Genomic DNA, 16,080 nt, shown 5'->3' with positions numbered 1-16,080 from the left:
ATCCCTCCGTCATTTTTGAATTGATATTAAATATAACCCTATTGCCACTGCATTGGATACGTTAAGAGAATTAACGTGCCCCTTCATAGGAATTGTAACAATATCATCAAGGATTTTCTTAACAGGTTTTGAAATCCCTTTACCTTCAGAACCTGCCACAAGGCCGAGGGGAAACGGAAATTTATAATTGCTTATATCTTTTCCTCTTGACTCAAGGCCAACAAGCCACCCGCCACATTCTCTAAAATCGAAAAGACTCTGACGAAAACTACCAACTACTGAAAATGGAACATAAAAAACAGCTCCCGTTGAAGCTTTAACAACAGTATCTGTTATAGTTACACTTCTATCCTTAGGAATAACAATCCCTGTAATACCAAAAGCATCGGCACTTCTAAAAATCGCCCCAAGATTGTGCGGATCTTCAATCCTGTCAAGAAAGAGTAAACAACCGTTTGTTGCAACCGTCCTTTCTGCAAGTTCCTCAAAAGAAACAGGTTCCACAGGAGATACAACCGCCACTATTCCCTGGTGCTTCTCCGTCCCTGAAATCTCGGTTAACTTTTTCCTTCCAACTTTTACCGTTTTTATCCTTTCTTTTTTAAGCCTTTCAAGTATCTCTTTATGTCTAAAACTATCTTCAATATACACTTTTAAAACAGGATACCCGGCTCTTAAAGCTTCTATCACAGGATTGACTCCATAAATTACCATCACACACCTTTTTTCACTATCTCTATAAAGTTCTTAAGAAGTTTCAACCCCGCTTTCTGACTCTTTTCAGGATGAAACTGGGTAGCTATTATATTGTCTTTTTCTATTGAAGAAACAAAATCAATTCCATAATCTGTTAAAGTCAAAACAACATCTTTCTCCTTTGGCTTTACATAATAGGAATGGACAAAGTAGAAAAACTCTCCATCTCTTACATCTTTCAAAAATTCACTTTTTTTCTGGATTTTTATTCTGTTCCAGCCCATATGGGGAATTTTATATTCAGAAGGAAGCTCAAAACGAACCACCTCCCCTTTCACAATTCCGAGCCCTTCTGTTCTCCCAAATTCATACCCTACCTCAAAAAGAAGATGAAGTCCAAGACAGATACCAAGGAAAGGCTTTCCTTCTTTCACTTCCTCTATAATAACTTCCCATAAACCTCTATCTTTTAAATTTCTAACAGCATCCTTAAATGCTCCAACTCCCGGAAGAACAACTCCTTTCGCATCTTTTATCTTCAACAGATTATCGGTTACAACAACACTACCACCAACATGTTCAATGGCTTTACTTACACTTCTTAAATTCCCCATACCGTAATCTATAACAGCTATCATCTCAGACTCCTTTTATTTTAGCGACGGCATTGAACCCATAAGATACTTCACATCATCGTCTCCAAATACAAGACCACTACCTACAAAGAAACCTCTCCATTTATCATACAGAAGCTCATCTCCACCAAAGTAAATATACCAGTTTTTGTTTATGTTGTAGCTTAGACCAACCCTTAAATGAGGATTTAAAACATTGCCGTATTCATCTTTCCTGTCAAACTCCCATGCAGAGGAGAAGAACTTCCACCTATTCCCTGGAAAGAAATAATCTATACCTCCTCCTCCTGTGGTCTCTATTATCCCTCCACGGAGAACCCACCTTCCATTCTTTAAGAAAATCGGATCCTTAAATATCCTAGCATACTGAAGGGTAAACTCAGTATCAAAACTCTGCCTTATCTCTTCATTTACAGTGCTGGCTGTTCCATTGTAAATGTAATAAGTGGTTCTATCTATCCTTCCATGAGAATCGGAAACAACTTCAAAAAGATAATATCTGTCTTTTGAAGATGGAACAATCTTAAAGGAAATTCCCCCTCTAAAATTACCAGTTGCCGTATTTACATCTCCACGAAAACCAACATAAACATCGGTTTTTTCATACTTATCAGCAAGATTCCCGAGAGCGTCAGCGGCTGTTGTAAGATTTTTGTAAAGGGTGTCATCATTTATAATTTTCGCTATTGTTCCGTTACCTTTTTGAATTTTATCAAGAAGAGAATTCAATCTCTCTGTTGATTCCTTTATATTCTTCAGGGTTACAGCAACATTTTCCCTGTTTTTATCATTCAACATGCTATTTATCTTAGCTACAGTTTTATCTATCTCTCTAGCTATCTCCTTCGCTTGCTTAACAACATCCTTCGTTTCATTTAAAACATCTGTTGTTTGATTTCCCACTCTATTAACAATTTCAGGAATCTCTTTAGATACAGTTTTTAAATTTCTAACAGCCTCTCTAATATCATCTCTATTCTCAACAACAACCTGATTAAGCTGAGCAGTTAAAGATTTCATATTTTCTGAAATTTCAGGTATATCACTTTTAAGAAATTCTGAAAGTGCTTTAAGATTTTGCACAAGTTCCTTTAAATTTTCCCTGTTATCCCCAACCATCAGAGCAACCTGGTCTGTAAGACGAGTAATCTCATCAAGCAATCTGGCGATTCTGTTTTCCCCTTCAGGAGTAACAAGAGATTTATGAAGGTCATCAACTGTTTGATAGATTTTCATAAGAAGCTGGTCTGTAGAAATTGTTGATTTTGATTTTGTAATTGTAGAACCTGGCGGTAAAGAAGGTAAACTAACAGAACCGGGAATTATCTCTATATACTTCTCTCCCATCAGCCCCATCGTCTCTATTACAGCGTAAGAATCTTTTTTGATTGGAACTTTTTTTGTAAGAATAACTTTAACTTTAGCCTTTCCATCAGGTAAAACTTGAATATCATCCACTTTGCCAACCGTAACTCCCGCAACCATAACGGGCGCTTCCTTTGCCAGTCCTGCAACGTTATCAAAAATTATGTAATATACCGCTTCTACTTTTTGGGAGCTGTACTTTAATGGTTCTATTGTTTTTGCGATAATGCCAATGCCCAAGAGACTCGCAGTTACAAAGATGCCAACTTTAACCTCTGTGCTTAAGCTTTTCATCTTTCATACCCCACTGTTATAGGTCCTTCCGGCAAGCCGTTTATAAATTGCTTTACAACAGGATTTTCAGATAATTTTATTTTTTCAGGTGTTCCTATCTCTACTATTTTGCCGTTCCATAAAATAGCCATCCTATCTGCTATTCTAAATGCACTCTGGATATCATGGCTTACCACTACACAGGTTTTATGAAGGTCGTTTTTAAGCTTTAGGATAAGTCTATCCAGAATAGCTGTCATAACAGGGTCAAGTCCGGAAGTTGGTTCGTCAAACATGATACATCTTGGATTAACACACAACGCCCTTGCTATTGCAACTCTTTTTCTCATCCCGCCTGAGAGTTCAGAAGGATAGTGCTCCTCAGTTCCTTCAAGTCCAACAAGAGAAAGGTAATATTTTGCCTTTTCTTTAGCTTCATCCTCAGGAATTCCTTTATTTTCTATCAGGAAAAAAGCTACATTTTCCCAGACCTTAAGAGAATCAAAAAGTGCTCCTCCCTGAAATACATAAGTGAGCTCTTCTCTAAATTTCAGTTTCTCCTCTTCTGATAGAGAAAACACATCTTTCCCATAAACAATAACTTTTCCATCATCAGGGGTTATAAGTCCCGAAATCTGCTTAAGAAGTACACTTTTTCCAGTTCCTGATGGACCCATAATAACGAAGATTTCCCTATCATAAACCTCAAAGGAAACACCATTGTGCACCACTTTCTCGCCAAAAGCTTTCTTCAAATTTTCAACTTTTATAGCAACTTCTAACATCTATTCCTCAAAGATTAAAAATTCTTAAAAGAGAAGTTATCACATAGTCAAATATTAAAATTCCCATAGAAGAAACCACAACAGCTTTTGTGGTGGCTTCACCAACTCCTTTAGCACCGCCTCTTGTGTAATAGCCGTACAGACAGCTCGTTACAGAGAGAATAAACCCGAAAAACGCAGCTTTTATAAGTCCGTGATATATATCATCCATTGTCATAAAACTTTCCGTATATTTAAGAAATAAAACTTTGTTAACATTAAACATCTTAACACTTATCACATACCCGCCTATGTAACCTACTATGTCTGAAAGGACCGTAAGGAATACCAGTGCTAATACAGAAGCATAAATTCTTGGAGTGATAAGATACTTTATAGGATTAACTGCCATCATTTCAAGAGCATCTATCTGTTCTGTAACCTTCATTGTGCCTATTTCAGCCGCCATAGCCGAACCACTCCTTGCGGTTACAAGAAGGGCAGTCAAAACAGGAGCAAGTTCTCTTGCCATAGAAAGGCCTACAACAGCACCTATCAAATATTCAGCATTGAACCGGTGAAAAGCATTGTAGGTTTCAAGAGCAAGAACACCACCAGTAAAAAATGAAGTTATTGCTATTACAGGAAAAGAGTCAGCCCCTATTGAGGCAAGGTAGTTGAAATAACGTTTAATCCTTAGCGGTTTTTTAAAAGCAAGAATCAAAGCTTTTCCAGCAAGAATACTCCATCTCCCTATAAAAGAGAAAACACCAATAACAATACTTCCTATAATCTCAAAAATCCACATAAACCACATAAACTACATCTCCACATCAAGCCTTAAACTAAAGACACCCTATTTTACTACAGCAAAATTCAAACTTAAGATTTCTAAAATGCCTTATTGAGGATTATAATATTAATCTTCAAAATCATAAGCCTTACCAAAAAGTTTGTCGGGAGAGATAAATGGCAGAAAAGAGCATTATAGAGATAAGAAAAGAGAAAGCTGAAAAATGGAAAGAGGAGGGTTTTAATCCTTACGCTTACAGGTATGAAACAAATACTACCATAGGAAAATTGATAAAGAAGTTCGGAAAAACAAAAACCGAAGAGGAAAGGGAAAAGGAGATTTTACCGGAAGAAGAGTTTTCCATTGCCGGAAGAATAGTCTCCATGAGAATAATGGGGAAAGCTGCATTCTTCCACATACAGGACTCCACAGGAAAAATACAGTGCTACATCAGAAGAGACGATGTAGGAGCTGAGTTTTACAACAGAGTATTTAAAAAATTGATAGACATCGGAGATATAGTAGGAGTTAAAGGAAAACTGTTCAGAACAAGAACCGGAGAACTGACCATTGAAGTTAAAGAGCTAATTCCTCTAACAAAATCTTTAAGACCTTTACCGGAAAAATGGCACGGACTTAAAGATGTTGAAAAACGCTACAGACAGAGATACCTTGACCTTATCGTAAATCCTGAAGTAAGAGAGATATTTAAAACAAGGTCAAAATTGATTCAAAAGATACGAGATTTCCTTAACAGTAAAGGATTTATAGAAGTTGAAACACCTATACTCCAAACAGTAGCATCAGGAGCAGCAGCAAAGCCTTTTATCACACACTACAACGCTCTTGACATAGATGTTTACCTAAGAATTGCACCAGAGCTTTACCTTAAAAGACTTATAGTGGGTGGCCTTGACAGAGTGTATGAAATAGGAAGAAACTTTAGAAATGAAGGAATAAGTACACGGCACAATCCTGAATTTACCATGCTTGAATGGTATATGGCATACGCAGACTACTACGACCTTATGGAAATGACAGAAGAACTGTTTGAGTACCTTCTTGATGAAATAAAAGGGAAAGGTGTAAGAGAGCTTGAGTATCAGGGTCAAAAGCTATCCTTTAAAAGACCGTGGAAAAGAATCTCTTTTATTGGAGAACTTTCAAAGAGAACAGGCTTAACAGAAGAAGAGCTTTTACACGATGAAGAAAAGGTTCTTGAAGCAGCCAGAAAATTTGGTGTTGAAAAACCGGAAAAACTATCCCATTTCAAAAGAGTTCAGGAACTATTTGAAATTCTTGTGGAACCTGAACTTGTGCAGCCCACATTTGTTATAGACTTTCCAAAAGCCATCTCTCCCCTCGCCAAAGAGAAAAGGGACAATCCAGAGCTTGTAGAAAGATTTGAGCTGTTTATCTGCGGACAGGAGATAGCAAACGCTTACAGTGAGCTTAACAATCCTGAAGAACAGGCAAAGAGATTCATGCAGCAACTTCAGGAAAAAGCTAAGGGTGATGACGAAGCTATGGCTTATGACGAAGATTTTGTAAGAGCTCTTGAATACGGAATGCCTCCTACAGCAGGAGAAGGGATAGGAATAGACAGGCTAACAATGCTGTTTACAGATAAAGATTCTATCAGGGAAGTGCTTCTGTTCCCCCAATTAAAACCTGAAAAGAAAGAAGAAAATAATGAATAAACTTACAAAATGGTTTTCAATTAAAGGGATAAAGCCAAGGAGAGGGGAAGGTTTCCTCTCCTTTGTCTTCCTTATAGCAATTCTTGGTGTTGTCGTTGGAGTTGCAGCTTTAATAATTGTAAATTCTGTAATGACAGGGTTTCAAAGTGCTATAAAAGATAGGTTGCTCTCAAGTAATGCTGATATTATAGTGATGGATGCAGGAATAGAGAAAAGCAATCTTAAAGAAGCTGAGAAAAAAATATTGAAACTTCCACATGTAAAAGGTGCTGAACTTTTCAGCTATACTCCTGTGATGGTTTCTGCTGGAGAGAATGCCTTTTCTAGCGGAAATTTGAGAGGATGTGTTCCTGACAGGGAACCCAAAGTTACAAATATCCCGCGCCACTTAGTTGCCGGTAGTTGGGATATTTTCAAAAAGGAAAAAAATGGCGTTGTAATTGGAGAAACTCTTGCAAATACTGTAGGAGTGACCGTAGGAGATAGAATTACCCTTATTTCTCCATTGGGAATAAAAACTCCTTTTGGATACATCCCCAGAACCGGCAAATTCACAGTGACAGGGATTTTTAATGTTGGAATGTATCAGTTTGATTCCGCCCTTATCCTGGCTCATATTGACACCGTAGAGGAAGTTTTTGGCGTCAAACCAGCAGGAATAATGGTAAAACTTGACAGCCCAGATAACGTTAAACTGGCTGAAAAAGAAATAAGAAAGGCAGTTGGAGACAGCTTTATCGTAAACGACTGGATATCCATGAATAAAAGTCTATTTTCCGCTTTAAAACTTGAAAAATTGGCAATGTTTCTAATACTTACGTTAATAGTTATCGTGGCATCTTTTAATATCTCAAGCCTTTTAATGATGAATGTAAACCACAAGAGTAAAGATATAGCCATTCTCAAAACTTTAGGAGCAAAAGATAGATTCATACTTAAAGTGTTCATGACACAGGGCTTTCTCATAGGTGTAATAGGCACGATAATAGGAGAAATAATAGGAATAGGAATATCTTTTCTGGGAGAAAAATATAAACTTATAGCCCTACCTCCCGATGTTTACTACATAGACCATCTACCTTTTAAACTTCAGCTTTCTGACTGTATAATTGCGGGAGTGGCAGCCATTTTAATAAGCGTTCTGGCAACAATTTATCCTGCAAGAAAAGCCGCTAAAACAGACCCGATTAAAGTTCTTAGAGCAGGTGAAAATTGAAAGGGAAAGTTAGAAAAGCAACCATAAAAGATGCAGAAGCTATCCAATTTCTGATTAACGAGTATGCCAAGCAGGGGCTTATGCTTCCCCGCTCTCTCAACAGTATATATGAAAACATAAGAGATTTTTTTGTTTATGAAGAAGACGGAAAAATACTTGGTGTTTGCGCTCTTACAGTGGTGTGGGACAACCTTGCAGAGATACGCTCCCTCGCAGTTCATCCAGAAAAAAGAAAGCAGGGAATAGGAAGAACCCTTATAAAAGCCTGCCTTGAAGATGCAAAACACCTTCAAATAACAAGAATATTTACCCTTACATATCAGAGTGAATTTTTCAAAAAGTTAGGATTTAAAGAGATAGATAAAAACACTCTGCCTCAAAAGATATGGAGAGATTGTATCAATTGCGTAAAATTTCCAAACTGTGATGAAACTGCGATGGAAATAGAAACAGGAGGAAACAATGACACCTGAAAAGCAACTTGAGATAATAAAAAGAGGCACAGCTGAAATAATCGGTGAAGAGGAACTTTTAGAAAAACTGAAAAAAGGCAAAATACTTAAAGTAAAAGCTGGGTTTGACCCGACAGCACCAGACCTTCACCTTGGCCATACTGTTCTTCTGTGGAAATTAAGAGATTTTCAGGAACTCGGGCATACAGTATATTTCCTTATAGGCGACTTTACAGCCATGATAGGTGACCCTACAGGAAAATCTGAAACACGGCCACCTCTTTCAAAAGAGGAGATTTTAGAAAACGCAAAAACCTATGCAGAGCAGGTTTTTAAAATTCTTGATAAAGAGAAAACTGTCGTCGTTTTTAACAGTGAATGGCTATCAAAACTATCCCCTGTTGACCTTATAAAACTTGCATCAAAATACACCGTTGCCAGAATGCTTGAAAGAGAGGATTTTGCTAAAAGATTTAAAGAAAACAGGCCGATACATATTCATGAGTTTTTATATCCTCTCCTTCAGGGATACGATTCTGTAGCTCTTGAGGCAGATGTTGAACTTGGAGGAACAGATCAGAAATTCAATCTTCTTGTGGGAAGACACCTTCAGAAAGAATACGGTAAAAGTCAGCAAGCATGCATAATGATGCCGATACTTGAAGGACTTGACGGTGTCCAAAAGATGAGTAAATCTCTTGGAAACTATATCGGAATAATGGAAGACCCTAAAGAACAGTTTGGAAAAGTGATGAGAATTTCAGACCAGCTTATGTGGCGATACTACGAACTTGTAACAAGAGTTCCAAAGGAAGAGATAGAAAGCATGAAACATCTTGTGGAAGAAGGCAAACTTCACCCGATGGAAGTTAAAAAGAAGCTCGGAGAGATTATAGTTAAAACCTTTCACGGTGAAGAAGCAGCAGTAGAAGCAAGAAAGCATTTTGAGAAAGTGTTTTCAAAAAGGGAAATCCCGGAAGAGATACCAGAACCCAAAATAACAATACCTGAAAACCCCGTGTGGCTACCACGTCTTCTAAAAGAAGCTGGACTTGTAAAAAGCACTTCAGAAGGAAGAAGACAGATTAAAGGTGGTGGCGTGAGAATTGATGGCAAAAAAATTACCGATGAAAATACAAAAATAGATGTTCTTTCAAAAGAAATTATTCTGCAGGTTGGAAAAAGAAGATTTGCAAGAATAAAACCTGAAAACGTGGAAGTTTCCTCTTAACTACAGGGAACTTCCGCTTCCCCCTATCTAGGGTTTCTCTACAATAAATTTCTCATCCAGGTCTTTAGTATAAAAAATCAATAACTTTTAGATTTTTAGAAATTTATTTATTTCTTGACATTTAAATAAAACAAAGTTAAACTTTTAAGAAAACAAATATTAAGGAGAATGCGATGAACACAAAAAGATTAAGACAGCTCATCCAAGCCTTTTTTCTCATCCTTACAGCCTACGGAATTTACAGTTATGCAATGTTTGTTTATTACGGTAAGCCTCGCCCCGACTTCATGGACGGATTCTGTCCCATTTCCGGTGTTTACGACATAATAATGCAAATCAGAAGCGGTATTACAGACCCTTTTCATCCAGCAGCCATGGCTATAATGGTTGCAGCAATTATTACAACATTTCTTTTCGGTAAAGCCTTCTGTAGTTTTTTCTGTCCGGTGGGAACTTTTCAGGATATTCTTACATTCTTGCGAAACAAAACTCCGTTTGCCAAAGACCTTGATAAAATAGGCGAAAAGATTAAAAACCATAAACTATATTTTCTTCTTGATTATCCATTAAGAACCGTAAAATTTCTACTCCTCGGATGGATTATTTACATAATCCTGCAAATACCTCCACAGATGATGGCAATGATGAATCAGAATATAAACGCGGCCGCAGACATTGAACTTTTTAAATTCTGGATAGAACTTTTTAAAGGAGATAGACCTCTTATAGCTTCTATAATTTTTGGTATAGTGGCATTTTCCTTCATAATTCCCAGATTTTGGTGTAAATATCTATGTCCCCTTGGAGCATTTTATGGAATATTTAACCTCTTTTCTTTAACCCATTTAAGAAGATGCCCTGCAAACTGCAATAACTGTAATCTCTGTTCAAAATGTATAATTGGGTTGAAACCCCATAAAAGTATAGAGTTTAACAATACTGAATGCACAATGTGCCTTGAGTGTAAAGAAGCGTGTAATAGAAACGGAATAAGACTTCAGATACTCAGTAGAGAAATCCCATTCTTTGTTTATCCAATTCTTGCAGTAGGTGTTTTTATGGGGGTAATATTCCTTTTTATGGAGGCTGGAGTATGGCACTCAAAGCTTTCAATGCAGAATGAAGCATATCTCGTGTTAAAGCAGGGATTTAATGTAAAGTGGGCAAAAGAACTATTGATGCAAAGATAGGAATACACCCACCATTTGCCAAAATTCCATTATAGCATAAATTATATATTCAGCAAACCTCCTTAAAATATGGGGGTGACTGGTTTCGACGGGGATGCAACGGTACGGATAGCGGCACGCCGAGGCGCCTACCTCGTAAAAAAGGCACAGCAAATAGCTGCCGACGAAAACTTAGCTCTCGCTGCCTAATAATGCAGCGACGCCCCCTGTAACCCATCTCCCCGGTTACAGGTAGGGCGACAGAGAGGGGAGATAGGTTACCACCCTTTCCCCGGGGGTGATAACCGAAACTTTACGGGGATAGCTTCGGAGCGCCTGCCTGTGGGCTAACTCCGAAGCGAAAAAACAAAACACAGGCTAAGCGTGTAGAAGCTATCCGGACCGCATCTCCGGACGCGGGTTCGAATCCCGCCACCTCCACCAAAATAGAAAAATTATCCCTCAACACAACTTAAGTTTTTAAAATCCCATCATTTTCAGCACAAATCTGAATAAGTTGAAGGAAACAAAAAAGACCGGGAAATTCCCCGGCCTTTAACACCAAATTACAGAATAAAAATCTAATTTAAAGATCTATCTCCATTTAACATCAAATCTGTCAAGATTCATAACCTTATTCCATGCTCCAACAAAATCTTTTACAAACTTCTCTTTATTGTCATCCTGAGCATAAAATTCAGCCTGCGCTCTCAACTGTGAATTTGAACCAAAAATTAAATCAACCCGTGTAGCTTTCCACCTTTTCTTTCCAGTTTTTCTATCAAACCCCTCAAAAATTTGGAAATTATTGGTCGGTTTCCATTCTACACCCATATCAAGAAGATTAACAAAGAAATCGTTTGTTAAAGTCCCTTCTCTATCTGTTAAAACCCCAAACTTTGTTTTTCCAAAATTGATACCTAAAACCCTTAATCCACCTATAAAAACCACAAGCTCAGGAACCGTTAATGTCAAAAGCTGAGCCTTATCAATTAAAACTCTTTCTGTTGGAAGATCTTCACACCCTTTCTTTACATAATTTCTAAAACCATCTGCTATAGGCTCAAGATAAGAAAAAGACTCTACATCTGTTTGCTCCTGAGTAGCATCCACTCTACCTGGCACAAATGGAACTTTTACATCATATCCTGAATTTCTAATCGCTTTCTCCACTCCAACTACACTACCTAAAACCACCAAATCTGCAATAGAAACCTTCCTGCTTGAATTTTTGCTATTAAAAATCTCTTGAATATTTTTATAAACATCTAAAACTCTTTCAAGAAGCTCTGGTTGATTTACTTCCCAACTATTTTGAGGTTCAAGTCTTATTCTTCCCCCATTTGCTCCACCTCTTTTATCTGAGTCACGAAATGTAGAAGCAGCAGACCATGCAACATAAACTAAATCATAGACAGAAAGCCCGCTATTCTCTATTAGTTTCTTAAGCTCTTCAATATCATCATCAGTTATTAAATCATAATCTCTCTTAGGTAGCGGATCTTGCCATATAAAATCTTCTTCGGGAACTTCAGGACCAAGATATCTACTTTTCGGTCCCATATCACGGTGTGTCAATTTAAACCAGGCTTTCGCAAATGCTTCTTCAAGCTCCTCAGGATTATGCAAAAACCTTAAAGCAATTTTCCGGTATTCTGGATCCATTCTTAAAGCCAAATCTGTAGTTAGCATAATAGGTCTATGCTTTTTCCCCGGTATATGGGCATCTGGAACCATATCCTCTTCATCAGGATTAACAGCCACCCATTGCCATGCTCCGGCGGGACTTTTCTCAAGATTCCACTCATATTTAAATAAAATTCTTAAAAAGTCATTATCCCATCTTGTTGGTTTAGGAGTCCATGCACCCTCTAAACCACTGGTAATAGTATCAGGACCTTTACCGGTTTTATAGCTGTTTTTCCAACCAAGATTCTGCTCTTCAATAGGCGCTGCCTCTGGTTCCGGTCCAAGATAGGAAGTAGAAGCTGCTCCATGACATTTTCCAAAGGTATGCCCCCCTGCAATTAAAGCTACTGTTTCCTCATCATTCATTCCCATTCTTCTGAAACTTTCTCTTATCTGTTTTGCAGCTCCCAGAACATCCGGTTCACCGTTTGGACCTTCAGGGTTAACATAAATTAATCCCATATGATCTGCAGCCAGAGGTTTTTCAAGCTCTCCTTCTTTATGCCTTTCATCTGCAAGCCATTCATCCTCTGGTCCCCAATTTACATCCTCTTCAGGTTCCCATATATCTGTTCGCCCACCACCAAAACCAAGCACTTTAAAACCCATAGATTCAAGAGCAACATTTCCAGCAAGAATCATCAAATCCGCCCAGGATATCTTATTTCCATATTTCTTCTTAATAGGCCATAACAGCCTTCTTGCTTTATCAAGATTAACGTTATCAGGCCAGCTATTAACAGGAGCAAACCTCTGGTTCCCTGTGGAACTTCCACCTCTTCCATCAAAAACTCTATAAGTGCCCGCACTGTGCCACGCCATTCTTATAAAAAGAGGTCCATAGTTGCCAAAGTCTGCCGGCCACCATTCCTGAGAATCTGTCAAAAGTTTTCTTAAATCCTCTTTCAAAGCCTCATAATCAAGATTCTCAAACTCTTTAGCATAATCAAAATCATCATCATAGGGAGTTAAAGTAGGTGGATTCTGATAAAGCATCTTTAAATTAAGTTGCTCTGGCCACCATTTTGAGATCTTATTTCCCCCCAAAGTTGTATGGCTAAAAGCTTCTTTCTCTAAAGGGCAATCTCTCTTCTTTTTCATTGAAGTCTCCTAATTAAATTAGTTATCATTTTTAATAATAGTTGCAGTGAACAAGAATGTCAATTGCTTAAAATTCTATAAATCCTAATTTTTAATAAAACCATAAAACGATCTTTTCAAAAACAGCAACTATACAAATATTCGTCCCCCCACAAATTTTCTATTTTAACAGTTATCCCCTTTCTTCTTCTTCTTCTGATTCTCCTCTCGCTTTATTCTCAAGCAACTCTCTTATCCTCACACTCTCTTCTGCAATCTTTACAAGAGATACCATTCCCTCAATGGTAATTCTTGTTCCTATAAGAGCAACAGGTAAGATTAAAGCAACGAGTATCAAAGTGGAAACGAAGGCAGTTCCTCCCGCATTTAAAGAGGAAAGCAGAGCTCCAAGTGCTATGAGTGATTCAAACAGATAAGCAACAATAAGCCATACTCCAGCTATTTTCGGAGTTATAAACTTCGAAAAGGAAAAGTCAAAAAGTGCATCAATAAAACCTTCCTTTTTTTCTCCCAATTCCATACCCCCTTAAAATATTACCCACAAATCACTCTGTTCCTTCCAGACCGCTTGGCTTTATAAAGATTACTATCTATTTTCTCAAGAAACTCTTTTATTGTCATACCCTTTTTATACTGACTCACCCCAACGCTTATTGTAATTTTCAACCCTTTTTCTTTGTAAAGGATTTTGTTCTCTACTTTCCTTCTAAAATTTTCCATTTTTAAACAAGCTCTCTTTAAATCTGTAAACGGCATAACCACAACAAACTCCTCCCCTCCATATCTAATTATACAATCGGTACTTCTAAACTCCCTCCTCATCATATCAGCAAGACCTTTTAAAACTACATCTCCCACAAGATGCCCATGAGTATCATTCACAAGCTTGAAATAGTCTATATCTATAATTGCAGCTGACACAGGAAAACCATTCTTTATAAATCCTTTTATTGCTCTATGTAAAAAATTATAAAGGTATCCCCTATTAAAAAGCTGCGTCAGAGGATCTAAAGAAACTTTTTCCAGAAGCTTCCTGTTTTCCATCTCTATAAGTTTTTTCTCTATTTCCTTTTCAAAACTTGCTGCCAGAGCATACTTAACATGCTTAATCAGTAAACTAACAAACTTTTTATCATCTTCACTTAAAAGTTTATCTGTATAAAAAATAAGTTCCCCAACCTTTCCTTTATCTGTTTCAAGAGCCTCCGTAAAAGCACATTTTCCTTTTTCATTTTCCCGCTTCACATTTTCAACAATCCTTTCCTTTATAATATCTTCACGAACATCAACGATAAATCTCCTTTCCCTATCAACTAAACCTTCAAGCTTTATCTTAACAAGGAAAGGAATTTCCTGTTTCACGCTCAAGAAAAGATTTTTCATAACTACTGAAAAATCTGAAGAAGATATAATTGATCTGAAAAGAGACTTCAAAATCTCATCAAGTCTATTAAGAACAAAAATATCACTTTCTTCCTTATCAAGAAGGTAAAGACCGCAATCAAGGCTTTTAAGTCTTTCCATGATTTTAGGTATCATCTCTTTTCTGATTACTGAGCCGTGTTGAGGAGCTATTATTTCAGGATTAACTTTTTCTATCTTTTCAAGAACATAATTTAAAACAACTTTACTTGGCATATAATGTTTATGGAAAAGTTCAACTCCTGCGTAATATTCTTCCACATCTTCAGCAAACAACATAAACTCATCAGTAATAGCACCGAATATATCACTTGAGAATAATGTTTCTGTCTTCTTATCAAATGTGCAGAAAGCTCCTGGAAAATGAGCATACGGCGTAAAAATAAACTCAAGCTCTCTATCTCCCGCTTTTAATTGCCAATCATTTTTATCAACAAGATAGAAAGGAGTTTTCCACCTATAATGCTTTAATAAAACTTCAGCCCTCCAATGGGTAACAATATATCTTTCCCCTTTAGGAAACAGAGTCTCCAGAGTAGAAAAACATCCAACGATATCAGGATCTTGATGATGAAAAATTATGTATTTAATTTTGTCAAGAGTAGTAAGCTTAAATATTTTTTCAAGAACAACAGGAAAAGTTATCATACTACCAGGATCTATAAGAACAGACTCGCTCCCATTCCTTATTAAATACACATGGCACTGAAACGGATCATTTGGAACAACATAACCTATCCAGAAAATATCATCTGCTATCTCTATAGGTTGCGAAAGGTCTATCTTCAAAAACAAGACCTCCTAAAATTTTTATAATTATTGAATTATTATACCCCAAACTTAACTTTCAATTGCTATATTTTTAAAACATGAAAAGATTTTTAATCAGGATACTTAAAGCGTTAAGGTATGCAGTTGAAGGACTGGTTGCAGCTTTAAAAATAGACCTTCACTTTAGAATAAATTTTTTTCTGTGGTTATCTCTTGCACTTCTCTCACTACTCCTGCTTCAGAAAAACAAATTACTGATATTTACTATTAACTACTTTGTAATAATTGTAGAATTAATAAACACATCAATTGAAAAAGCCGTTGATACAGCTACAGTAGAATGGAAACTTACAGCAAAATATGCAAAAGATATCGCATGTGCGGCTACTCTGTTTGCCGGTGGATTTGCTGGAGTGGTTGATACTATTTATCTTCTTCCCGAACTTCTGAAATTACTCAAATAAGATTTTAAAATTTCTTTTGTAGTGAGGCTGTTTGAAAAATGGCTATGAACTTTAAGAGATCCTTCGGGCTTTGCCCTCAGGATGACTTTCTTCGTCATTCTGAGGCTGCTTTGCAGCCGAAGAATCTCAATACCTTTTAGAAACAAATAAGAATTTTCAAACACTCTCCTTTTGGTAGGGGGTGAGCACATTCTCCCCACCCTTTTCCAATACCCCCAGCCTATTAGCCACCACAAAAACATCCTCAAGCAGCACAACAGGGAAACAAGCAACATTAAGATTAAACAAACAATCCCACTTACTCTTTAAAACCTCAAAAGGCGTTCTCCCATTCATACC

15 protein-coding genes and 1 other RNA gene are annotated in these 16,080 nt (G+C 37.2%); 7 read left to right on the top strand and 9 right to left on the bottom strand.

Annotated features, from left to right (window positions below; genetic code table 11):
• Positions 1-9: 9 nt before the first annotated feature.
• The 5 genes from rlmB to CHB58_RS05660 are packed head-to-tail and all read right to left on the bottom strand — an operon-like array spanning position 10 to position 4,550.
• Entirely contained in the window at positions 10-714 is a 705-nt protein-coding gene (gene rlmB, locus CHB58_RS05680; RefSeq protein WP_089323142.1) for a 23S rRNA (guanosine(2251)-2'-O)-methyltransferase RlmB, read from the bottom strand.
• Positions 714-1,334, bottom strand: a complete 621-nt coding sequence (gene hisH, locus CHB58_RS05675) for an imidazole glycerol phosphate synthase subunit HisH (RefSeq protein WP_089323141.1) — start codon at positions 1,332-1,334, stop codon at positions 714-716. The genes rlmB and hisH overlap by 1 nt, the downstream gene beginning before the upstream one ends.
• Positions 1,335-1,346: 12 nt before the next feature.
• Positions 1,347-2,990 carry an MlaD family protein gene (locus CHB58_RS05670; RefSeq protein WP_089323140.1) on the bottom strand — a complete coding sequence of 548 codons (1,644 nt, stop codon included), beginning with the start codon at positions 2,988-2,990 and terminating at the stop codon, positions 1,347-1,349.
• On the bottom strand, positions 2,987-3,754 hold the full coding sequence (locus CHB58_RS05665) for an ABC transporter ATP-binding protein (RefSeq protein ID WP_089323139.1): 768 nt from the start codon (positions 3,752-3,754) through the stop codon (positions 2,987-2,989). Before CHB58_RS05665 ends, CHB58_RS05670 begins: the two co-directional genes overlap by 4 nt.
• A 7-nt stretch (positions 3,755-3,761) precedes the next feature.
• A complete protein-coding gene (locus CHB58_RS05660) occupies positions 3,762-4,550 on the bottom strand; it encodes an MlaE family ABC transporter permease (protein WP_245807347.1) in 789 nt (262 codons plus the stop codon).
• A 152-nt stretch (positions 4,551-4,702) separates the two neighbouring features.
• Here CHB58_RS05660 and lysS point away from each other — a divergent pair, with 152 nt between their 5' ends.
• From lysS to ssrA, 6 genes are all read left to right on the top strand, one after another.
• Entirely contained in the window at positions 4,703-6,226 is a 1,524-nt protein-coding gene (gene lysS, locus CHB58_RS05655) for a lysine--tRNA ligase (RefSeq protein ID WP_089323138.1), read from the top strand.
• The gene (locus CHB58_RS05650) at positions 6,219-7,442 is read left to right on the top strand and encodes an ABC transporter permease (RefSeq protein ID WP_089323137.1); all 1,224 of its coding nucleotides are present in this window, start codon (positions 6,219-6,221) and stop codon (positions 7,440-7,442) included. Before lysS ends, CHB58_RS05650 begins: the two co-directional genes overlap by 8 nt.
• A complete protein-coding gene (locus CHB58_RS05645; RefSeq protein ID WP_089323136.1) occupies positions 7,439-7,915 on the top strand; it encodes an N-acetyltransferase in 477 nt (158 codons plus the stop codon). The genes CHB58_RS05650 and CHB58_RS05645 overlap by 4 nt, the downstream gene beginning before the upstream one ends.
• Positions 7,905-9,125 carry a tyrosine--tRNA ligase gene (gene tyrS / locus CHB58_RS05640; RefSeq protein ID WP_089323135.1) on the top strand — a complete coding sequence of 407 codons (1,221 nt, stop codon included), beginning with the start codon at positions 7,905-7,907 and terminating at the stop codon, positions 9,123-9,125. The genes CHB58_RS05645 and tyrS overlap by 11 nt, the downstream gene beginning before the upstream one ends.
• Positions 9,126-9,298: 173 nt before the next feature.
• Positions 9,299-10,315: a 4Fe-4S binding protein gene (locus tag CHB58_RS05635; protein ID WP_089323134.1), complete on the top strand. Its 1,017-nt coding sequence runs from the start codon at positions 9,299-9,301 to the stop codon at positions 10,313-10,315.
• Between the two features lie 71 nt (positions 10,316-10,386).
• Positions 10,387-10,738, top strand: a transfer-messenger RNA (tmRNA) gene (gene ssrA, locus CHB58_RS05630).
• A 150-nt stretch (positions 10,739-10,888) separates the two neighbouring features.
• Here ssrA and katG read toward each other — a convergent pair.
• The 3 genes from katG to CHB58_RS05615 form a co-directional block, all read right to left on the bottom strand.
• Positions 10,889-13,084 (bottom strand): catalase/peroxidase HPI, encoded by a 2,196-nt coding sequence (gene katG / locus CHB58_RS05625; protein ID WP_089323133.1) that lies wholly within the window; start codon positions 13,082-13,084, stop codon positions 10,889-10,891.
• A 172-nt stretch (positions 13,085-13,256) separates the two neighbouring features.
• Positions 13,257-13,604, bottom strand: coding sequence for a DUF4282 domain-containing protein (locus CHB58_RS05620; protein WP_089323132.1), 348 nt, complete (start codon positions 13,602-13,604; stop codon positions 13,257-13,259).
• Positions 13,605-13,618: 14 nt separating this feature from the next.
• Positions 13,619-15,295, bottom strand: coding sequence for an oxygen-binding di-iron domain-containing protein (locus CHB58_RS05615; protein ID WP_245807346.1), 1,677 nt, complete (start codon positions 15,293-15,295; stop codon positions 13,619-13,621).
• A gap of 80 nt (positions 15,296-15,375) precedes the next feature.
• Between CHB58_RS05615 and CHB58_RS05610 the strand changes: the two genes are divergently transcribed.
• The gene (locus tag CHB58_RS05610; RefSeq protein ID WP_089323131.1) at positions 15,376-15,741 is read left to right on the top strand and encodes a diacylglycerol kinase; all 366 of its coding nucleotides are present in this window, start codon (positions 15,376-15,378) and stop codon (positions 15,739-15,741) included.
• A gap of 156 nt (positions 15,742-15,897) precedes the next feature.
• Here CHB58_RS05610 and CHB58_RS09100 read toward each other — a convergent pair.
• The coding region (locus CHB58_RS09100) for a hypothetical protein (protein WP_219350086.1) at positions 15,898-16,080 on the bottom strand (183 nt) is incomplete at its 5' end.

It is taken from the genome of Desulfurobacterium atlanticum (genome assembly GCF_900188395.1).
GTDB lineage: Bacteria > Aquificota > Aquificia > Desulfurobacteriales > Desulfurobacteriaceae > Desulfurobacterium_A > Desulfurobacterium_A atlanticum.
This window is presented reverse-complemented; position numbering and strand designations above follow the sequence as displayed.